Raw genomic sequence first — 19,454 nt, forward strand, 5'->3', positions numbered from 1 at the left:
GCATCCGGCAAGATTCCCCGTTAACGGCGTAAACTTAACAGCGCCCCGACAACGATGCCGACAGCGGCGGCTGTCCCCATGCTGCACCAGGGTTTTTCTCGCACAAAGGTATCCGCGCATCCTACGGCATCACGCGCCGCCTGTTCTACTCGCGTGCGGCCATGCATACGGGCACGGGTTTCTTTCAGCAATGCCTGCGCTTTGCGCCGCGCGGTTTCCGCTTCATCTTTGGCATCGCTTCCCCATGATTTCAGCACGTCTTCAAGGGTATCGGCTAATTGACTGACATCGTTCTGAATATCCTGAACATTTTCATCGGCGTCTTTTCGGCTCGGTCGGTTAAACATATGATCCTCCATTGATTTCGATGTGAACTTCAGTGTAGTCCATATTTTTTATCTTCTGAGGCGCGTCACGGTATATTCGCGAGTTTATGGATTTTTCTGAAAGCGTTGCTAATGCTGGATCGGGTAAGGTAAGCCCGCAGTAAAGGATAACGAGGATAAAATATGTATTTACGACCCGATGAGGTGGCGCGCGTACTTGAAAAAGTGGGTTTTACCGTAGATGTGGTAACACAGAAAGCATACGGTTATCGACGTGGCGAAAATTATGTGTACGTTAATCGTGAAGCGCGTATGGGGCGTACCGCATTAGTGATTCATCCGACGCTAAAAGAACGCAGTTCTTCACTGGCAGAACCCGCTTCGGAAATTAAAACCTGCGATCATTATCATCAGTTCCCGCTTTATTTAGGCGGAGAAATTCACGAACATTACGGCATACCGCACGGCTTTAGTTCACGGATTGCGCTTGAGCGCTATTTGCATGGACTGTTTGGCGAAGCAAAACCAAATTCAAACTAATGAAGCGACTGGCCTTGCCAGTCGCGAAGAAAGCGGATCTCAGGCTTTGGCCTGGTGGTAGCTGCTGACTTTGAACAGGCGGCGGCAATAATCAAGGAAGTAGCCGTAAACCGCGCCCATCAGCATGGATATCACGATATTCGAACTGACTGCCGCTGTAATCTGGTGCCAGTCTGCGCCGACCGTCAACAAAATCGCGACATAAACCGGAGACTGGAAGGTGACGTAAGCCAGTACATCCGCCAGATTCTTCACCCAACTCGCCGGGCTCGCCTTACGCGCAACGCGCATAATCGCATCACGATACATTCCATAGGGCCACGCGATCAGAATATTGACCGGAATGGCGACCAGACGGGAAGACAGCGACTGTTCAAAGGTCATTCCAGAGAGGAATATCTCGATCAACATGTTCACGACAGAACAATAAACAACCATCGCGAACGTGTCTGCGACTGCATGACGCAAGCGTGACTGCGGTGAGAACATGTTAATGCTCCTTGTAAAAGGGTAAAAATCGCCATTGAACGTGTGGTTGTAGTGATTTAGCGTAGTGCTTTCGCTAATGTATAGCGTATATCTCTATATAATAACTAGCAACTAGTGTAAAATTTTTATTTATTGCCTTTTTGTCGATAAAATACTCTGCCGGTGTCTGTTTTTTGTTCGTTTCGGGATTTTCGTTGTCCGCCGTGACTAATGTTTTCCAAATCAATGGCTTAACTTTTATTGTTTTTTTCGGCATTTTGCGCAAGCGAGGCGGGAGCGAAAGGGCATCGACGGCTGCTGTTGTGTACGCCGGGGAGGGGCCGCTTTTTTAATTTTGCAGGCGTACGTTATTCTGGCTGATATATAACGGCGAAGGCGAATAAATATAAGCGGCGGTGTGCAGGCCGGATATTACTGTATATCCCACTCTCTGGAAATATAATCAATAATCGAATATACTTTCTGGCGTAATACTTGTTTTCCCCTGCGTTAAAAGGTTTTATTGTTATGACTTTGATGTTACAGAATTTAAATAATATCCGTACACTGCGCGCAATGGCCCGCGAATTCTCCATTGACGTTCTTGAAGAAATGCTCGAAAAATTCAGGGTTGTCACTAAAGAAAGACGCGAAGAAGAAGAAGAGCAACAGCGTCTGCGCGCTGAACAGCAAGAGAAAATTAATACCTTTCTGGAGATGATGAAAGCCGACGGCATCAATCCAGAAGACTTATTAAATATGGGGGCGGCAACGCCGCGTTCAGGTAAAAAACGTCAGCCGCGCCCGGCGAAATATCGTTTTACCGATTTTGATGGTGAGACGAAAACATGGACTGGTCAGGGGCGTACGCCTAAGCCGATTGCCCAGGCGCTGGAGGCGGGGAAATCTCTGGATGATTTTCTGATCTAATTTCGCGGTATTTTGCCGGATGAGACGGTGCTTATCCGGCTGATATCAACCTGGTCAGTACAAACCACCCGGCCCGCCGGGGACTGCGGCGATTCTGGCGCTACCGCTTAATGTGCTCGCCGGTTCCAGGGCATCTTTTCGAGCAGTCGCGCCATGCCGCAGAAACCCGTGAATCCCGCCAGCATTAACCCGGCGCCAACAAAGCCGCTGATCAGGAAGAAACCGCTACTGACGGTGTAACCCAGCGCAACGCCCAGTAGAACCAGCCCTCCGGCGGCAATTTGCACCTGACGCATCAGCGGCAGCGGCTGAGACTTATCTTCCGCCACGGGCAGGCCCGCAGCTTTCCAGCCTTCGATTCCCCCCTCCAGCAGCCAGACTTCTGCGGGGGCGGCGACCGCCTGGAGCGTTGCGGCATTGCCGCTGGTACGCCTGCCTGACTGACAGTGAAAGATGACGCGTTCAGCCCGTAACGCCGCCGGAAAAGCGCCGTGCTCAAGCGTGGAGAGCGGCGCCAGCTGCGCGTCGGGAATATGTTCGCGCAGGTATTCATCGGCGTCACGGATATCAATCAGCGTTGCCCCTTGTGCTATCAGCGCCTGTGCTTCGCGCGGGGAAATCGTCCCGGTTGTCATGGTTTCTCCTGGTGGACAATACGGTGTATTTAGCAGCGTAAATCAGCTTCCTGGCAGCGTAAAGGGTGTAAATGAGGAATGTCTTGTTCGCCTTACAGTTTGCGCCAGCAATATGTCATGCCGTTTCCCTGTTAAGCCGCTTCCCTCTGCTACACTCTCTGGGTGTCTATTGTGTACAACCGAGGTAAATATGGGTCTCTTCAATTTTGTGAAAGATGCGGGCGAAAAGCTCTGGGATGCCGTAACCGGAAATCATGATAAAGATGATCTGGCGAAAAAGGTGCAGGAACACTTAAACAAAACCGGTATTCCTGATGCCGATAAAGTCAATGTGCAGGTGACGGACGGTAAAGCGACGGTAACGGGCGACGGTTTAAGTCAGGAAGCGAAAGAAAAAATCCTCATTGCGATCGGGAATATTTCCGGGATCGGCAGTGTGGAAGATCAGGTTAAAACGTCAGCGCCTGCGGCGGAGAGTCAATTTTATACGGTGAAATCAGGCGACACGTTGAGCGCTATTTCAAAACAGGTTTACGGTAATGCCAACCTGTACAACAAAATCTTTGAAGCGAATAAACCGATGCTGAAAAGCCCGGATAAAATATATCCCGGGCAGGTTTTACGTATCCCGGAAGAGTAACCGGACTCAGCTCTGTTCCTGCTGAAGTTTACCGGCCATCGCCTGTTGAATAATCGGAATTGGCGTCAGTAAATGCTGGCGCATTAATTCGCTGGCGCGTGCGGCATCGCGCGCCAGAATAGCCTCCATAAGCGCCCGATGCTGAATATGTTTATCTTCGAGCATTTCAACGGACAGAACCGTTTTGCGCAGCCAGATAAAACGGTAGCGTGCCGCCAGATCGAAAAGTCGCTCGCGCATTTGCAGCAGATAATGTGAACCGCAACCGGCAACAATGGCCGTATGAAATGCCTGATGGCGCTGATCCCACTCATCCAGCATACGTTCGCTGGCATCGCTCGATTCCAGTTTGTTGAGCATATGCGCCCTGGCGAGAATATCGGCTTCCCACTCATCGCCGCCACGCGCAATAGCCAGTTGCACCAGCATGGCTTCCATATTGGCGCGGGCATCGAAAATATCGAGCAGTTCCTGCTCCGACATCGACGCCACACGATAGCCTTTCTGGTTCACCACCGTGACCAGCCGTTCCGCCACCAGTTGAGAAAGCGCCTCCCGCAACGGCCCCACGCCTAACTCATAGCGTGATGTTAACAGACTCATGCGCAGCTTCTCATCGGGCTGATAAACGCCGCGAATAATATCGTTTTTGAGCCATCGGTATCCATCTATGGCCGTCGGTTGGGCAGAGGCGGTCATGGTACAACTCCTGAATAGCATTGGGCTGATATCCCGGCGCGCGCCGGGACACAGGTCTAACGCGTATTTTGCAACGGCGTTTTTTGCCACAATACCAGTTTTTTCCAGCGGGACATAATCGGCACGGTACAAATGATCCCCAGTCCTAACAGCCCGGTAGAAATCACCTCCAGCTGTTGCGCCGGTCGGAATAGCATCACCACCAGCACAAAGCAGATAAAAGCGATAACCAGCCAGGTCAGCCACGGATAGAGCCACATTTTCAGCTTAATTTCGCTCCCTTCCGCCAGCAGGATTTTCCGCATTCTGAGCTGGGAAACCGCAATCACCAGGTAGACGAGCAGGGCGATCGCGCCGGAGCTGTCGATCAGGAATTTAAACACTTTCGCCGGGGCGTAATAATTTACCACCACCGTGAGAAATGCCGCCCCCGTGGATAACAGCACCGCCACATACGGCGTCCTGCTGCGGTTGAGTTTGCCCATAACGGCGGGCGCATCGCCACGACGGCTGAGGGAGTAGAGCATTCTCGACGCCGTATACAGCGCGGAATTCAGGCAACTGGTGACTGACAATAAAATCACGCAGTCCATGATCGCTTTGGCATAAGGAATATTCAGCAATTCCAGTACCGAACGGTAGGAACCAACGTCTTTGAGTCCCGGCATGTTCCACGGGATGAGCGCGACCACCACGAAAATAGAGCACAGGTAGAAGATTGAAATACGCCAGATCACCGAGTTGGTGGCGCGCACGATATGCTTATCCGGCGTGTCGGACTCGGCGGCGGCAATCGTGACAATCTCTGCGCCCATAAATGAGAACATGGTGATCAGCATCGCGCTCAGTACCGCGCCGAAGCCATTGGGCATAAAGCCGCCGTGATCCCACAGGCGTGAAACGCCGCTCACGTCTGCGTAGGGATAAAAGCCGCTAATTGCCGCCGCGCCCAGCGCGATAAACGCCAGAATGGCAATCACTTTGCACAGCGCCAGCCAGAATTCGAACTCGCCGTAATTTTTGACGCTCAGCAAATTACTGCCGGTTAATGCGATGGTGATCGCCAGAGAGAACAGCCAGATGGGGACGCCCGGTATCCATGAATGCAGGATGATGGCGGCAATATTGGCCTCCAGCGGGATAACCAGCACCCAGAACCACCAGTACAGCCAGCCGATGGTGTAGCCCGCCCAAGGGCCGATGGCTTTATCCGCATAAGTTGAGAAAGAGCCGGTATCCGGCGTGGCGACGGCCATTTCGGCCAGCATTCGCATAATCATAACGACCAGCAACCCGGCAAACAGGTAAGCCAGCAGTACCGCAGGCCCGGCTTGCGCAATTGCGACGCTGGAACCGACAAACAGACTGGCGCCAATGACGCCGGCGATAGACAGCATGGTGACGTGGCGGGATTTCAGTCCGCCACCTAAAGCATGTGATTCTGACAATTGCCCCATCTTCTTACCCCGTTATTGTTATTGAAGCTGTTGGCTGCTCTTGATGCGTAGGCCCGGTAAGCGGAGCGCCACCGGGCATCACAACATTGCCGGATGGCAGCGCAAGCGCCTTATCCGGCCTACAACGACCTAACCTTGCTTCGCCTCATCAAAACACTGGGCGATGATGTCCAGCCCTTGCTGAATTTGCGCTTCTTCGATAGTCAGCGGCACCAGAATGCGCAGCACGTTGTAGTACGGCCCGCAGGAGAGCAGGATCAGCCCTTTATCACGGGCGCGGGCGACGATGTCGGCGGTCAGCTTCGCGTCCGGTTTGCTGCGATCGCCATTTTCAAACAGCTCAATGGCGATCATCGCTCCCGGGCCGCGCACGTCGCCAATCTCGCGGTGCGTTTCAGCAATATTCAACAGCCCTTTACGCAGGGTTTGCCCCAGGTCTTTGGCTTTTTGCAGCAGGTTTTCCTGCTCGAAAATGTTCAGTACCGCCAGCGCGGCGGCGCAGGCGAGAGGATTACCGGCGTAGGTGCCGCCCAGACCGCCCGGCGGGATGGCGTCCATCACATCGGCGCGACCGGTCACTCCCGCCAGCGGAAAGCCGCCGGCAATCGATTTGGCGAAGGTGGTGAGGTCCGGGGCGACGCCCGTCTGTTCCATCGCGAAAAGCGTACCGGTACGCCCCGCGCCGCTTTGCACTTCATCGGCAATGAGCATGATCCCGTGTTCGTCGCAGAGTGCGCGCAGACGTTGCATAAAAGTGGGCGAGGCCGCATAAAAACCGCCTTCTCCTTGTACCGGTTCAATGATGATGGCGGCAATATCTTCCGGCGCGGCATCGTTTTTAAAGATGCGCTGGATGCTGGCAATCGCATCATCATCACTGATGCCGTGCAGGGCGCAAGGGTAGAGCGCGCGGTAAACGTGGCCTGGCATCAGCCCCATTCCGGCAGAGTAGGGATTGACTTTTCCGGTCAGCGATAGGGTGTAGTGGGTACGGCCATGATAAGCGCCGCTAAAAGCGATGGCGCCGCTACGCTTTGTCGCCGCACGGGCGATTTTCACCGCGTTTTCCACCGCTTCGGAACCGGTAGTCACCAGTAGGGTTTTCTTCGCGAAATCGCCTGGCACCTTCTGGTTCATGAGTTCGCACAGCTCCAGATACGGCTCGTAGGCGAGCACCTGAAAACAGGTATGCGACAGCTTTTTCAGTTGTGCTTCGACCGCCGAGACGATCTCCGGGTGCAGGTGCCCGGTATTCAACACCGCAATACCGCCTGCAAAATCGAGATACTCGCGGCCTTCTACATCCCAGACCCGGCAGTTTTCCGCGCGATCGGCAAAAATAGGGTGGATCTGTCCTACGCCGCGAGGGACGGCGTTACTGCGGCGATGCATTAATTCTTTATTGCTGCTCATCAGGTGTTCTCCAGTATTGTTTTTTTAAAGGCCGATACACATGTATTTGATTTCTAAATAATCTTCGATGCCGTACTTAGAACCTTCGCGGCCAAGACCGGAGGCTTTAATCCCGCCGAATGGCGCGACTTCGTTGGAGATAATGCCGGTGTTGATGCCGACAATGCCGTACTCCAGCGCTTCGCCGACGCGAAACACGCGGCTTAAATCGCGGGCGTAGAAATAGGCCGCCAGACCGAACTCGGTATCGTTCGCCTGCGCGATCGCGTCCGCTTCATCTTTAAAGCGGAATAGCGGGGCGAGGGGGCCGAACGTCTCTTCTTTAGCCACTTTCGCGTTATTGGGGACGTCCACCAGGATGGTGGGCTGGAAGAAGTTGCCGCCGAGCGCATGCGCCTTACCGCCGCAGAGCACTTTTGCGCCTTTCTCCAGCGCGTCGGCGATGTGCTCCTGCACTTTGGCTACCGCTTTTTCGTCAATCAGTGGCCCGGTGGTGACGTCTGCTTGCAGGCCGTCGCCGAGATGCAGCTTGCTCACCGCCTGCTGGAGTTTTTCCGCAAAGCGGTCATACACGCCGTCCTGTACATACAGGCGGTTAGCGCAGACGCAGGTCTGCCCGGCGTTGCGAAACTTAGAGGCCAGCGCGCCTTCTACGGCGTTATCCAGATCGGCGTCATCAAAGACGATGAACGGCGCGTTGCCGCCCAGCTCCAGCGACACCTTTTTGATGTCTTTCGCACACTGTTCCATCAGCTGACGGCCAATTTCGGTTGAGCCGGTAAACGACAGTTTGCGCACCAGCGGGTTGCTGGTCAGTTCATTGCCGACCGCTCCCGCAGAACCGGTGACGACGTTAAAGACGCCAGCGGGAACCCCGGCGCGGTTCGCCAGTTCAGCCAGCGCCAGGGCGGAAAACGGCGTCTGGCTGGCGGGTTTCAGAACCATCGTACAACCGGCCGCCAGCGCCGGGCCGGCTTTGCGGGTAATCATCGCCGAGGGGAAATTCCACGGCGTGATGGCGGCGGTAACGCCAATCGGCTGCTTGATAACGATCAGGCGCTTATCGGCCTGGTGGCCTGGAATCGTGTCGCCATAGATACGCTTACCTTCTTCGGCAAACCATTCAATAAAGGAGGCGGCATAGCTGATTTCTCCTTTTGCTTCCGCCAGCGGCTTCCCCTGTTCCAGCGTCATCAGACGGGCGAGATCGTCCTGGTGCTCCATCATCAAATTGAACCAGCGACGCAGAATATTCGCCCGCGCTTTGGCGGTGAGCGCGCGCCAGGCGGGCAGCGCGCGGTTAGCGGCGTCAATGGCTTCGCGGGTCTCTTCTGCCCCCATTTTCGGTACGCTGCCTAACGGCTGGCCGTTCGCTGGGTTGGTTACGGCGATTGTGTCGCCGCTTCTGGCGTCGCGCCATTGCCCCTCAATAAACGCCTGCTGGCGGAACAAGGTGGGATCGTTAAGTTGCATGATTGCTTCCTGTCTTAAAAGGGTTAACGGGTGAATGCGGCGTTTAATGAGTCCACGCGACGCGCCGCACGTAGCGTGCGTCCGGGATGACTCTGGCTTGCCAGCAGCGTCTGCACTTTGCTGACGATATGCGCCCCGATGGGAATGGCTGATGTGGCCGCCGGAGAGGGCGCATTGCAGGTGTGAATGGATCGTGGCGTGGTAACAAACAGGAAATCGTCGATCAGCTTGCCATCCGGCGATACCGCCTGCGCCCGTACGCCAGCAGGCCACGGCTGCAAATCTTTTAAGGTCAGGCTGGGGCAATATTTTTGCACCAGCCGCAGATAGCCGCTTTTGCACAGTGAGTTCTTCATCTCGCCAAGCCCTGAGCGCAGATTGTTTTGCAACACGCGGCGGATGCCGGACGAACCGAAAATTTCCAGCGTATCGGATAATGAAAAATCGCCTTTCCGGTAGCCTTCTCGTTTAAAAGCCAGCACGGCGTTAGGCCCGACGGTAACGCTGCCGTCGATCATCCGGGTGAGGTGGACGCCCAAAAACGGCATCGCCGGATCGGGAATGGGGTAGATCAAATGGTTAACGATTTGATTATGCTGCGACGCCAGGCGGAAATATTCGCCACGGAACGGGCAGATGATAAAACCGGGATCGACCCCCAGCATTTTAACCAGCCGGTCGGCCATCAGCCCGGAACAGCTAATCAGGGTTGAGGCTTCGTATATCTGCCCGCCCCGGGTTGTGATCACCACGCCCGCTGCATGTTCCTTCAGCGCGCAGACCTCCGCGTTGTAGACAATCTCACCGCCTTTGGCCTGGAAGATTTTCGCCATCGCCGCCGTCACGTCCCGGTAGCTGACAATCCCGCTGGAGGGGACAAAAATCCCTCCCAGACCGGTGATGTTCGGCTCCCGCTCCCGCAGTTCCGCCGCGCTTAACCACTCGCGTTCCAGGCCGTTTGCCGCCGTGCGATCCCACAGCGCCCGCATCCGCGTCATTTCCAGTTCGGATGTCGCCACCAGCATTTTCCCGCAGGTGTCGTAGCGAATGCCGTTTTGATCGCAAAAGGCTTTGGTGGCGCGATTTCCGGCGAGGCAAAACTGCGCTTTGAGGCTACCGGGAGTGTAGTAGACCCCGGCATGGATCACGCCGCTGTTGTGACCCGTCTGATGACAGGCCGGTTCGGACTCTTTTTCCAGCAGGGCGATGCTGGCGTCTGGATACACATCAATAAGCTGCATGGCGGTCGACATGCCGATAATGCCGCCGCCAATAATTACAAAATCATACATCCGCTCAATTCCTTCGTCTGACCGCGCTTATTGATGAGTCTGGTAGCAATGGGTGGAATAAGCGAAATAACCGCGCTGGCGCATCAGTTCACGGCGCAGATCCGGGTGTGGCGTAAAACGATCGCGCCCGTGCAGCCAGAACAGGTTGTTAATCAACAGGAATTTACCGACCGGCACCGGAACAGAGAGGATGTTTTTGCTGGTTTCCAGCGCATCGGAGAGATCGCTGAGCCAGACGCCCTCTTCAAAATCTTTTGGCTGGACGAACTGGTCGATATAGCGCATGACCGGGCGCCCCTGCTGGTCAACGTCAAATACCGGATGATAAACATCGTGGCTGACGTTTTTGCTCGGCGGCGCGGCAAAACGCATGGAGCGACGCGCCAGCGGGTGGCTGAAAAAGCGCTCCAGATGCTCCCAGTCATCAAGGTGTAGCAACAGTGAATTTCCGCCCGCCATATTTTGTTCGTCGATTTTCATCATCAGCACGTAGTCGGTAACTTCCTCAACGTAGGTGCCGTCGTTATGCAGCTCCATCACGCGGTGCGGTTGTCGCAGGTAGCTATCTGAATTATCGACGTTCTTCACCACAAAGCGCGCGTAGTACTGGCCGCTCATCGCATCGTAATTAGAACGCCCGATAAGGTGCGCCACCGCCGTCGCCAGCTTGACCATCTCGTCAGCCTGTTCTACGTTGTCGATCCCTTCGGCGTTGATCAGCAGTGCGCCTTCGGCGCGATCCAGCAGCGTTTTAATAAGCAGCGGCTGTAGCTGGTTGCCACATAAGGCGTCGAGGATCTGACCGACCTTAAAACGTAAAAAGGATTTGTATTCCAGCGCCTGTACCGGCCACTGTTCCACCTGCTGCAAAAATTGCGCCGTCGTTTTTGCGCTAAAGGTCAGCTCCAGCAGACGCGGCGACTGTACGGAAGGGGCGAAGGTAAATCCGGCGTCGCTGCGGGTGACACTATCAGCATTTGTTTTTACGGCGGTCAGTGCATTCATCAGAATCGATCCTCTCAGTAAATGGTCAGGGAGACATGGCGATGCTCATTTCGTAGCCATAAACTAAAAATATCTACATTTTTGATAAACGCATACAAAACTGACGATTTGTTTAATTTTTGTGATCAAAAACAACAAATATTTAACATTATAAATATCGGGGATTAAGAAATGAGACAGGATTTACATCCGCAGCCTAAACTGATTCTGTTTGTGAAATAGCAGACGAGCGGGAGACAGGGATTAAGCCATTGATAAAAAATCTATTCCGACGCCTTAAATGGATGAGTACCGGACTGGCATCGCTCATCAGGCATGTGGCGTTGACGCTGCTTGTGGTTCTGATCGTTTTTCTTGGCGTGCGGGTTTACCAGACAGAAAGCGGGCCCGATCTTCATCTCTGGCATACCTGGACCGGTAGCGAAATGTCTGCCAACGCGCTGGATAAGGCCACTTTTTCGCAGTACCTGGCGCGGGAAGAGGCGCTGTTTAGCCATCTGAAAACCGGGGTGACGGATAAGCTGAAGCCGGATGAGCAGACGCCCATCAACCGTTTTTACCATAACAGCCGGGTCTGGCCGCCGCAGTTTTCGCCTAACGGCAATCGCTCGTACGTACTCATGCCGCAGGGGAAACCGCGTGGCGTCGCCGTGTTACTGCATGGTTTAACGGATTCGCCCTACAGCATGAAATACGTTGCTAAGGATTATCAGCAGCATGGCTTTATCGCCGTTGTGCCGCGTCTGCCTGGGCACGGCACCGCGCCCGGCGCGTTAACGGCGGTGGAGTGGGAACAGTGGCTTGCCGCCTCGCGGCTGGCGGTTCGGGAAGCGACGCGGCTTGCGGGGCGAGATGTGCCATTGCATCTGGTGGGCTACTCAAACGGCGGGGCGCTGGCGCTCAAGTACACGCTGGACGCGCTGGAAGACAACACGTTGCGGCGTCCTCAGCAGCTTATCCTGCTGTCGCCGATGATCGGCGTGACGGCATTCGCCCGTTTTGCCGGACTGGCGGGTTTACCTGCGCTCTTTCCAGCGTTTGCCAAAGCGGCGTGGTTGAACGTCACGCCAGAATATAATCCGTTCAAATATAACTCGTTTCCGGTTAACGCCGCGCGTCAGTCTTATCTGCTGACAAAAGCATTACAACAGCAGATTTCGCGGGATGCGCGAAGCTCCCGCCTTAACGAACTGCCGCCGGTGTTGACCTTCCAGTCAATTATGGATTCCACGGTGAGCACCCGTGCAGTGGTGGATTCGTTTTATCGTTATCTTGGCAATAACGGCAGTGAGCTGGTGTTGTTCGATATCAATCAGGCCGCCAGTCTGCGTCCGCTGTTGCGCACCTCATCGTATACCGCCATTACTCAGTTGTTACCGCCTGCGCCGCGCAACTATCGCACGACAATTATCACGAATGCGACGCCGGAAACGCTGAATGTCGTGGCGCGCGATACCCCGGCCGGGGAGCATGTGGAGCAGGTTCAGCCGTTACCGTTGGCCTGGCCGCAGGAGATGTATTCGCTGTCGCATGTGGCGGTGCCGTTTCCGCTCAGCGATTCGCTGTATGGTCTGCAACCGGACGAACTGAACCGCTATGGAATCAGTATCGGGACTATCGCGCTGCGCGGGGAAACGTCCACGCTGGCGGTGGGGCTGGATACGCTGATGCGCGTGACGTCGAATCCTTTCTTCCCGTATATGCTACAACGGATTGAGGCGCGACAGTGATGATTGCCGGATGGCGCAACACCATCCGGCAATCCGTTACCCGATATCCACCTGTGGCTTATTGTTGCGCTTGCGAATAAGGCGCAGCAGCGGCGGGATGATAATCACCGCTATCGCCATCGTCAGCAGCGCTTTCGTCACACCGCTCTCCCACAAAATCGCCATATTGCCGTTGCTGATAGAGAGCGCGCGGCGCAGGTTCTGCTCCAGCATTTCGCCCAGCACAAAGCCGAGGATCAGCGGCGACATGGGGAAGTGCATTTTGCGCAGAATGTAGCCCAGTATGCCGAGCGCCACCATCAGCACCAGATCGAACGTGGTGCTGTGTACCGCGTACACGCCGACCGCAGACACGGCGGCAATCGCCGGGACAAGGAACCACAGCGGGATGGTCAGCATACGGGTGAACATGCCAATCAGCGGGATGTTCATGACCAGCAGCATCACGTTGGCGATCAGCAGCGCGGCGATCAGCCCCCAGACGATATCCGGCTGTTCGGTGAACATCGCAGGCCCTGGCGTGATGTTATACAGCGTCAGCGCTCCCATCATTACCGCCGTGGTGCCGGAACCCGGTACGCCGAGGGTCAGCATGGGGATGAATGAACCGCAGGCCGACGCGTTGTTAGCGGCTTCCGGTGCCGCCACGCCACGGATATCGCCTTTACCGAAGCTGTCGCTGTTGCCGCTGATCTTCTTCTCGGTCATGTAGGTGATGGCGCTGGCGATGGTGGCGCCTGCGCCCGGCAGCACGCCGACGAAGAAGCCAATCACCGATGAGCGTAACGTTGCGCCCACGCACTGCGCTCCTTCTTTGGCGTTAAACAACATGCGCCCGGTTTTGCGTACCAGTTTCTGGCCGCTGCTGGTATGTTCCAGCATTAATAGAATTTCTGAGACAGAGAACAAACCGATCACCACCACGATGAACTGCACACCGTCGGAGAGATGTACGCTGTCAAAAGTAAAGCGATAAACCCCGGTGTTGGCGTCTACGCCGACGGTCGCCAGACCCAGACCGATCAGCGCTGCCAGAAATGATTTCAGTGGATTTTGCGCCATCATGCTGCCGAGGCAGGCGATGGCAAAGACCATCAGCGCAAAGTATTCCGCCGGGCCAAACGCCAGCGACCATTGCGCCAGCAACGGCGCGAACAGGATGATCCCGCCGATGGCGATAAGCGATCCAAAAAATGAACTGACCGCCGAGATGGAAAGTGCGACGCCGCCGCGCCCCTGTTGCGCCATCGGATAACCATCGAGCGCGGTCATGATCGCCGCCGCATCGCCGGGCACGTTGAGCAGAATCGACGAAATACGCCCGCCGTATTCACAGCCGATATAAACCGTAGCCAGCAGGATCAGCGCGGACTCCGCAGGCAGATGCAGGGCGAAAGCCAGCGGCAGTAAAATCGCCACGCCGTTAATCGGGCCAAGACCCGGCAGCAGGCCGACAATGGTGCCGACGAAGCAGCCGATCAGCGCGATCACCAGGTTTTCCGGCGTCATTGCCACCGCAAAACCCTGAGAAAGATATATCCAGGTATCCATCGTTTCTCCGTTAACTCAGCCAGGCGCCGAGAGGTAAGGTGACGTCAAGCAGACGGTCGAAGGCATACCACAGCAGGATGCCGAGAACCGTGCCGGAAATGCCCGCAGCCGGGATTGTTGCGCCGAACAGAATGCCGATGACCAGGGTGAGAATGGCGGTGGCAACCGGGAAGCCCAGCCACTCAAATCCCCAGGCGTACATCAGCAGGACAATCACCATCGTGAGCAGCTTTTGCAGCACATGGTGGTGAGGCCAGCTAACGGTATCGGGATGACGCAATAACAGCGCCAGCGCGCAGAGCGCCATCAGACCGATAATGCCCAGCGGAAACGGGCGAGGGCCGACCGGTTCGTAGCTGTATTCACTCTGAATCTGCCAGGCGATGAACAGCCCGGCAACGCAGAGCAACAGCCAGATACCTGCAAAAATACGATCGCTCATGATTGCCCCCAGGTTTATTTCGCGAGGCCGAAGGCTTTCGCCTGCTCGCGGTAATCGGCGACCTGCTTTTTGACGTAGTCGTCAAGCTGCTTTCCGGTCATGTCGAATGCAAACAGGCCGCGCAGCTCGCGCTGCTTTTTAAACTCGTCGGTCTGCTGGAGCTTTTTGAAGGTCTCTACCCACCACTGGTAGTCGGCATCGCTGACTTTTGGCCCCACGTAGAAGCCGCGAATGATCGGCCAGACCAGGTCGTATCCTTGCTCTTTGGCGGTCGGGACGTTGGCTAACTGACCCGGCAGGCGTTCTTCAGAAAATACCGCCAGCACGCGAATTTTATCGCCGCTCAGGTAAGGCACCATTTCACTGAGATCGCCGGAAACCACCTGCACATGGTTGCCCATCAGCGCAGTGACCGGCTCGCCGCCGCCTTCAAACGCCACGTAGCGCATCTTGTGCGGATCGACATTGGCCTTTTGCGCCAGCAGCGCCGACTTCATCCAGTCCTGGCTGCCAATCGATGCGCCAGCGCCAATCACCACGCTGTCAGGATTTTTCTCCATCGCGGCGAGCAGATCTTTCAGCGACTTCCACGGGGAGTCGGCGCGCACGGCGATCATGCCGTAATCAGTACCGGCGCTCGCCAGCCAGCGCACGTCATCCACGCCGTAACGACCAAATTTCCCCTGCGACAGATTAAGCAGCGAGCCGCCGGAGAAGGCGACGACCGTCCCCGGTTCGCCAGGGCGCTGGGCGACGATAGCGTTATAGGCGACCGCGCCGACGCCGCCCGGCATGTAGGTGACGCGCATCGGTTTTTCGATAGCGCCGGTTTCCATCATGCTCACCTGAATCAGCTTACAGGTGAGGTCAAACCCGCCGCCGGGTTTGGCCGGGGCGATACACTCAGTACGCGACGGCGCGTCCTGCGCCAGTACAGCGGTGCTCATCAGTAAAACGCTGGCAGTAAGGGCACGAAGTAATTGTTTTTTCATTGTTTATCCTCACGCGGACGTCCGAGTTTTCAGATACGGAAGAAGATTTTTGTGATTATGTGAGCCGACATGTAGCAGTTCGGTTGCGTGATTGTTAAAACAATAACCTTTCAATTCCCTTTCAATGCGGCAGAAACTTTACAGGATGTGATATGCGTCTCTTATTAGCGGAAGATAACCGTGAACTGGCTCACTGGCTGGAAAAAGCGCTGGTGCAGAACGGTTTTGCCGTGGACTGCGTATTCGATGGCCAGGCGGCCGATCATCTTCTGCACACTGAGACCTATGCGCTGGCGGTGCTCGACATCAACATGCCGGGGCTGGACGGACTGGAAGTGGTGCAGCGCCTGCGCAAGCGTGGACAAACGCTGCCGGTGCTGCTGCTGACGGCGCGCAGCGCGGTGGCGGATCGGGTGAAAGGGCTGAACGTCGGAGCGGATGACTATCTGCCAAAACCGTTTGAGATTGAAGAACTTGATGCGCGGCTGCGGGCATTACTGCGGCGCAGCGCAGGTCAGGTGCAGGAGTTACAGCAGCTTGGCGATCTGGCGTTTCACGATGAAGGTTACTTTTTGCTTCAGGCGCAGCCGCTGGCGCTGACCCCGCGTGAGCAGGCGTTGCTGACGGTATTGATGTACCGCAGAACGCGACCGGTGTCGCGCCAGCAGCTGTTTGAACAGATCTTCAGCCTGAGCGATGAGGTCAGCCCGGAGAGCATCGAACTCTATATCCATCGTCTGCGGAAAAAATTGCAGGGCAGTAACGTGCGGATCACCACCCTGCGTGGGCTGGGTTACGTGCTGGAGTGCGGCGATGAGGTGGGCTAAACCCCAGTCGCTGTACCTGCAACTGTTGCTGTTCCTCGGATTGCCGCTGGTGCTGCTGTGGGGGTTGTCGGCATTTAACAGCTACGTTAGCGCGCTACAGGCCGCGACGCAGGCTTATGACAGGACGCTGCTCTCTTCTGCGAGAACGGTGGCGGAACGGCTGGTGGTGCGCCACGACAAACTGGAGGTGAATGTCCCCTGGGTGGTGCTCGACAGCTTTGAACTCAACATGAACGACCGTCTCTATTACAAAGTCGTGGACCCGGGCGGCAAGGTGATCTCCGGTTATGACGATCTGCCCGCGATGCCGCCTTCCACCTCGCGAACCCGGCTCTACCCGGCGCTGGCGTGGTTTTATCACACCCAGTATCGCGGACAGGCGATCCGCGTGGCGCGTCTGCTCCAGCCGGTAAATGAAGGGGCGATATTCGGGATGGCGGAGATCTACGTTGCCGAGACGCTACAGTCCCGGCGCTATCTGGCCGGGCAACTGCTGTTCTCCTCATGGGTGTCGCAAGGGCTGCTGGTGCTGCTGACATTGATTCTCGTTGGCTGGCTGCTGCGACGTATTCTGAAGCCGATGCGCCAGCTCTCCTCGCTGATGGTGCGTCGTGAACCGGGCCTGCTGACGCCCTTGCCGGAACTGCTGCCCTGGTCAGAGACCCGGCTGCTGATCGTCGCCTTTAACCGCTACATTGATCGCCTGCGCGCGCTGATCTCCCGTCAGGAACGCTTTAGCGCCGATGCGTCCCATCAGTTAAAAACGCCGCTGGCCGTGTTGAAAACGCAGGCGGCGGTGGCGTTAGCCAGTCAACAGCCGCAGCAGTGGCACGAAAGTTTGCGGGCGATGAGCGCGACGCTGGATAGCACGATTTTGCTGACGGAGCGGCTGTTGCAACTGTCGGCGGTGAAACGTAAAGAGCAGGGGGAGCGACAGTTCTTGCCGGTTAATCTGTATGAGGTGGTGCAGATGAGCTGTTTTAGCCGTCTGGCGCAGGCGCGCAGCAAGGCTATCGATCTGGGGTATGAAGGTGAGCAAGAGGCGGTGTGGATTGAAGGGGATGACGTTTTGCTCGGCGAGCTGTGCGCGAATTTGCTGGATAATGCGCTGAAATATACGCCGTCGCAGGGAACGGTAACGGCACGGCTATTGCGGGATGGCGAGGCTGTTGTGCTGGTGGTGGAAGACAATGGGCCAGGGATTGACGCTGAGCAGATCCCGCAGGCGCTGATGCCGTTTCATCGGCTTGCTAACGTGGGGAATGAGAGCGGGGCGGGGATCGGTCTGGCGCTGGTTAACGACATCGCCCGCCTGCACCGTACCCATCCGCAGCTGTCGCGCAGTGAAACGCTGGGCGGTCTGCGTGTGCGGGTGCGGTTTTTAACGACGGCGCAGTAAATAAAAATGTCATCATCGCAGGCTGGATAAAGGGTGATTCGCGGGAATAAAAAAAGCCGCATTAGCGGCTTTTTTCTCATGTCAGGCAAAATTATTCGCTGACTTTTTTCTCAAGTTCTGCTGCGCCTTCTTTGGTTTTGTTCCAGCCTTTCTCAGCACCTTCTTTCGTGGCATTCCAGCCTTTTTCGGTGCCTTCTTTGGTCTTATTCCAGGCCTTCTGCGAGCCTTCACTCACTTTACTGCTCAGGTTGTCGCTTTTACCTTCAGCGGCATGTTCAGATTTCAGTTTCAGCTCTTCACCCTGATTCTGCGCCTGGTGCAGTTTCTCTTTGGCGGTATTTGCGCTTTCATGAGCGGCTGCAACGTCGTTATCGGTCGCGTGTGTGGTCGCAGCAAAAACAGGGGAAGCCAGCAGAAGTGCAGATAAGGCGATCATTGTTTTTTTCATAAGAACCTCGCTTAACGTTATCAGTTATATGCGTGGTTAAGCATGACACGGCAGAAAGGCGGTGGCTTTAGGAATAAACTGTAATTGAATCAATGAGGTCTGGATGTGGGAGATATCAGTACGTTTATTTCATATAGTGTGCGCTGGTAAACGACACTCCACAACCCGGTGATGGCTGACAATAATTGGCTCCGTTACAGGAGCCAATTATTGTTATTTATGACTGTTTCCCTGCCTGTAAGCCAGAGCGACAACCAATGACTGCACCAGACAAAGCGTTGCGGACTGTGAGCGAAAAGCGTCTACCTGCGCCTCTTTGACCACAAAGCAGAGATCGCTGAAGGTCGCCAGTGGGCTTATCTGACTGTCGGTAATGACAATTTGCTTTGCGCCGACGTTGGCTGCGGTTTCGCTGACCATGACCGTCTCTTCTGCATAAGGGGAAAAGCTGATGGAGATAACGATATCGCGACTCTTGATTCGGCTGATTTGCTCTCGCAGCATACCCCCCATGCCATCAAGCAGTATTGGGCGGCATTCAAGGTGGCTGAGCGCGTAAGTCAGATAGGCGGCCACGCTAAAAGAGCGCCGCAGGCCAGCGATATAAATCGTGTCGGCCTCCGCCAGTAATTGAACGGCGCGTTGCAGCATGTCGGGATCGGTACGCGACGCCAGCTGTTGCAGCGCCTGAGCATTCGAACGGGCAAATTCTTGCAGAATGTCTAACGGCGTTTCCGGTACGGATTCGCTCTCCATCTCTCTGAACAGCCGCGCGCGATCGCTGTAGCTGGCCGTTTCTTCCACCAGGTTCATACGAAACAGTTGTTTCATTTCGTTGAAACCGGTGAAGTCAAACGCGTTGGCGAAACGGATAAGCGTCGATGGCGGCACGTCCGCCCGCTCGGCGATGACGGCGACGGTATCGAACGCTACGCTGTTAGTGTTATCCAGCACATAGCGGGACACCTGCTGCAATCGTTTACTGAGACTATCGTAACGGTCGCGAATTTGCTGCTGTAGCTCGCTCAGACTGGATGCTGTCGTCATGTTATCCCCCATACTTAGTTTTCTGATTCTAAACGCAAAACCGTACATTTTAAATGTTAGCGATACATCCGGCCCGGCGATGCAGCCTGTTAACATAAAAATCCATTCCTGATCACAATAATCAATATTTATTTTATTTC

20 protein-coding genes are annotated in these 19,454 nt (G+C 55.5%); 6 read left to right on the forward strand and 14 right to left on the reverse strand.

Annotation, left to right across the window (positions count from 1 at the left end):
* Positions 1-20 precede the first annotated feature (20 nt).
* Positions 21-347 carry an ElaB/YgaM/YqjD family protein gene (locus OGV83_RS00980; RefSeq protein ID WP_024130880.1) on the reverse strand — a complete coding sequence of 109 codons (327 nt, stop codon included), beginning with the start codon at positions 345-347 and terminating at the stop codon, positions 21-23.
* A 162-nt stretch (positions 348-509) separates the two neighbouring features.
* Here OGV83_RS00980 and OGV83_RS00985 point away from each other — a divergent pair, with 162 nt between their 5' ends.
* Positions 510-866: a DUF2002 family protein gene (locus tag OGV83_RS00985; protein ID WP_012134782.1), complete on the forward strand. Its 357-nt coding sequence runs from the start codon at positions 510-512 to the stop codon at positions 864-866.
* A 39-nt stretch (positions 867-905) separates the two neighbouring features.
* Here the strand turns inward: OGV83_RS00985 and alaE are convergent, their stop codons facing one another.
* Entirely contained in the window at positions 906-1,355 is a 450-nt protein-coding gene (alaE, locus tag OGV83_RS00990) for an L-alanine exporter AlaE (protein ID WP_024130879.1), read from the reverse strand.
* Between the two features lie 507 nt (positions 1,356-1,862).
* On the opposite strand from alaE, the gene stpA reads away from it, so the two are divergent.
* On the forward strand, positions 1,863-2,264 hold the full coding sequence (gene stpA / locus OGV83_RS00995) for a DNA-binding protein StpA (RefSeq protein WP_286463028.1): 402 nt from the start codon (positions 1,863-1,865) through the stop codon (positions 2,262-2,264).
* Between the two features lie 107 nt (positions 2,265-2,371).
* On the opposite strand, the gene OGV83_RS01000 is transcribed toward stpA, so the two are convergent.
* The gene (locus tag OGV83_RS01000) at positions 2,372-2,899 is read right to left on the reverse strand and encodes a rhodanese family protein (RefSeq protein WP_286463029.1); all 528 of its coding nucleotides are present in this window, start codon (positions 2,897-2,899) and stop codon (positions 2,372-2,374) included.
* A 190-nt stretch (positions 2,900-3,089) separates the two neighbouring features.
* Here OGV83_RS01000 and lysM point away from each other — a divergent pair, with 190 nt between their 5' ends.
* On the forward strand, positions 3,090-3,539 hold the full coding sequence (gene lysM / locus OGV83_RS01005; protein ID WP_012134776.1) for a peptidoglycan-binding protein LysM: 450 nt from the start codon (positions 3,090-3,092) through the stop codon (positions 3,537-3,539).
* Positions 3,540-3,545: 6 nt separating this feature from the next.
* On the opposite strand, the gene csiR is transcribed toward lysM, so the two are convergent.
* From csiR to glaH, 6 genes are all read right to left on the reverse strand, one after another.
* Positions 3,546-4,238, reverse strand: a complete 693-nt coding sequence (gene csiR / locus OGV83_RS01010) for a DNA-binding transcriptional regulator CsiR (protein ID WP_012134775.1) — start codon at positions 4,236-4,238, stop codon at positions 3,546-3,548.
* 56 nt (positions 4,239-4,294) lie between these two features.
* On the reverse strand, positions 4,295-5,695 hold the full coding sequence (gene gabP, locus OGV83_RS01015) for a GABA permease (RefSeq protein ID WP_024130878.1): 1,401 nt from the start codon (positions 5,693-5,695) through the stop codon (positions 4,295-4,297).
* A 129-nt stretch (positions 5,696-5,824) separates the two neighbouring features.
* Complete coding sequence (gene gabT, locus OGV83_RS01020; RefSeq protein WP_286463030.1) at positions 5,825-7,108, reverse strand: 4-aminobutyrate--2-oxoglutarate transaminase; 1,284 nt, start codon at positions 7,106-7,108, stop codon at positions 5,825-5,827.
* 24 nt (positions 7,109-7,132) lie between these two features.
* On the reverse strand, positions 7,133-8,581 hold the full coding sequence (gabD, locus tag OGV83_RS01025; RefSeq protein ID WP_110493914.1) for an NADP-dependent succinate-semialdehyde dehydrogenase: 1,449 nt from the start codon (positions 8,579-8,581) through the stop codon (positions 7,133-7,135).
* Positions 8,582-8,604: 23 nt separating this feature from the next.
* Complete coding sequence (gene lhgD / locus OGV83_RS01030) at positions 8,605-9,873, reverse strand: L-2-hydroxyglutarate dehydrogenase (protein ID WP_286463031.1); 1,269 nt, start codon at positions 9,871-9,873, stop codon at positions 8,605-8,607.
* A gap of 27 nt (positions 9,874-9,900) precedes the next feature.
* On the reverse strand, positions 9,901-10,878 hold the full coding sequence (gene glaH / locus OGV83_RS01035; RefSeq protein ID WP_058667993.1) for a glutarate dioxygenase GlaH: 978 nt from the start codon (positions 10,876-10,878) through the stop codon (positions 9,901-9,903).
* Between the two features lie 254 nt (positions 10,879-11,132).
* On the opposite strand from glaH, the gene OGV83_RS01040 reads away from it, so the two are divergent.
* Positions 11,133-12,608 carry an alpha/beta hydrolase gene (locus tag OGV83_RS01040; protein WP_286463044.1) on the forward strand — a complete coding sequence of 492 codons (1,476 nt, stop codon included), beginning with the start codon at positions 11,133-11,135 and terminating at the stop codon, positions 12,606-12,608.
* A gap of 36 nt (positions 12,609-12,644) precedes the next feature.
* On the opposite strand, the gene OGV83_RS01045 is transcribed toward OGV83_RS01040, so the two are convergent.
* From OGV83_RS01045 to OGV83_RS01055, 3 genes are read right to left on the reverse strand one after another with little or no spacing between them, the layout of a single operon-like run.
* Entirely contained in the window at positions 12,645-14,159 is a 1,515-nt protein-coding gene (locus tag OGV83_RS01045) for a tripartite tricarboxylate transporter permease (RefSeq protein ID WP_200096419.1), read from the reverse strand.
* A 10-nt stretch (positions 14,160-14,169) separates the two neighbouring features.
* Positions 14,170-14,604: a tripartite tricarboxylate transporter TctB family protein gene (locus tag OGV83_RS01050; RefSeq protein ID WP_286463045.1), complete on the reverse strand. Its 435-nt coding sequence runs from the start codon at positions 14,602-14,604 to the stop codon at positions 14,170-14,172.
* A gap of 11 nt (positions 14,605-14,615) precedes the next feature.
* Positions 14,616-15,593: a Bug family tripartite tricarboxylate transporter substrate binding protein gene (locus OGV83_RS01055; protein WP_049010221.1), complete on the reverse strand. Its 978-nt coding sequence runs from the start codon at positions 15,591-15,593 to the stop codon at positions 14,616-14,618.
* 152 nt (positions 15,594-15,745) lie between these two features.
* Here OGV83_RS01055 and tctD point away from each other — a divergent pair, with 152 nt between their 5' ends.
* Both tctD and OGV83_RS01065 read left to right on the forward strand, forming a co-directional pair.
* Positions 15,746-16,420 carry a transcriptional regulator TctD gene (gene tctD / locus OGV83_RS01060; RefSeq protein WP_058667992.1) on the forward strand — a complete coding sequence of 225 codons (675 nt, stop codon included), beginning with the start codon at positions 15,746-15,748 and terminating at the stop codon, positions 16,418-16,420.
* Positions 16,407-17,819: a sensor histidine kinase gene (locus tag OGV83_RS01065; RefSeq protein ID WP_047461775.1), complete on the forward strand. Its 1,413-nt coding sequence runs from the start codon at positions 16,407-16,409 to the stop codon at positions 17,817-17,819. The genes tctD and OGV83_RS01065 overlap by 14 nt, the downstream gene beginning before the upstream one ends.
* A gap of 91 nt (positions 17,820-17,910) precedes the next feature.
* On the opposite strand, the gene OGV83_RS01070 is transcribed toward OGV83_RS01065, so the two are convergent.
* Both OGV83_RS01070 and OGV83_RS01075 read right to left on the reverse strand, forming a co-directional pair.
* Positions 17,911-18,267 carry a KPN_00521 family repetitive protein gene (locus tag OGV83_RS01070; protein WP_012134762.1) on the reverse strand — a complete coding sequence of 119 codons (357 nt, stop codon included), beginning with the start codon at positions 18,265-18,267 and terminating at the stop codon, positions 17,911-17,913.
* 213 nt (positions 18,268-18,480) lie between these two features.
* Positions 18,481-19,314 carry a MurR/RpiR family transcriptional regulator gene (locus OGV83_RS01075; RefSeq protein WP_286463032.1) on the reverse strand — a complete coding sequence of 278 codons (834 nt, stop codon included), beginning with the start codon at positions 19,312-19,314 and terminating at the stop codon, positions 18,481-18,483.
* Positions 19,315-19,454: the final 140 nt, after the last annotated feature.

This window comes from Citrobacter sp. CK189 (assembly GCF_030333505.1).
GTDB lineage: Bacteria > Pseudomonadota > Gammaproteobacteria > Enterobacterales > Enterobacteriaceae > Citrobacter_B > Citrobacter_B koseri.

Coding starts and splice junctions, on each gene's coding strand:
- OGV83_RS00980 (WP_024130880.1), bottom strand. CDS start 347: ATGTTTAACCGACCGAGCCGAAAAGACGCCGATGAAAATGTTCAGGAT.
- OGV83_RS00985 (WP_012134782.1), top strand. CDS start 510: ATGTATTTACGACCCGATGAGGTGGCGCGCGTACTTGAAAAAGTGGGT.
- alaE (WP_024130879.1), bottom strand. CDS start 1,355: ATGTTCTCACCGCAGTCACGCTTGCGTCATGCAGTCGCAGACACGTTC.
- stpA (WP_286463028.1), top strand. CDS start 1,863: ATGACTTTGATGTTACAGAATTTAAATAATATCCGTACACTGCGCGCA.
- OGV83_RS01000 (WP_286463029.1), bottom strand. CDS start 2,899: ATGACAACCGGGACGATTTCCCCGCGCGAAGCACAGGCGCTGATAGCA.
- lysM (WP_012134776.1), top strand. CDS start 3,090: ATGGGTCTCTTCAATTTTGTGAAAGATGCGGGCGAAAAGCTCTGGGAT.
- csiR (WP_012134775.1), bottom strand. CDS start 4,238: ATGACCGCCTCTGCCCAACCGACGGCCATAGATGGATACCGATGGCTC.
- gabP (WP_024130878.1), bottom strand. CDS start 5,695: ATGGGGCAATTGTCAGAATCACATGCTTTAGGTGGCGGACTGAAATCC.
- gabT (WP_286463030.1), bottom strand. CDS start 7,108: ATGAGCAGCAATAAAGAATTAATGCATCGCCGCAGTAACGCCGTCCCT.
- gabD (WP_110493914.1), bottom strand. CDS start 8,581: ATGCAACTTAACGATCCCACCTTGTTCCGCCAGCAGGCGTTTATTGAG.
- lhgD (WP_286463031.1), bottom strand. CDS start 9,873: ATGTATGATTTTGTAATTATTGGCGGCGGCATTATCGGCATGTCGACC.
- glaH (WP_058667993.1), bottom strand. CDS start 10,878: ATGAATGCACTGACCGCCGTAAAAACAAATGCTGATAGTGTCACCCGC.
- OGV83_RS01045 (WP_200096419.1), bottom strand. CDS start 14,159: ATGGATACCTGGATATATCTTTCTCAGGGTTTTGCGGTGGCAATGACG.
- OGV83_RS01055 (WP_049010221.1), bottom strand. CDS start 15,593: ATGAAAAAACAATTACTTCGTGCCCTTACTGCCAGCGTTTTACTGATG.
- tctD (WP_058667992.1), top strand. CDS start 15,746: ATGCGTCTCTTATTAGCGGAAGATAACCGTGAACTGGCTCACTGGCTG.
- OGV83_RS01065 (WP_047461775.1), top strand. CDS start 16,407: ATGAGGTGGGCTAAACCCCAGTCGCTGTACCTGCAACTGTTGCTGTTC.
- OGV83_RS01070 (WP_012134762.1), bottom strand. CDS start 18,267: ATGAAAAAAACAATGATCGCCTTATCTGCACTTCTGCTGGCTTCCCCT.
- OGV83_RS01075 (WP_286463032.1), bottom strand. CDS start 19,314: ATGACGACAGCATCCAGTCTGAGCGAGCTACAGCAGCAAATTCGCGAC.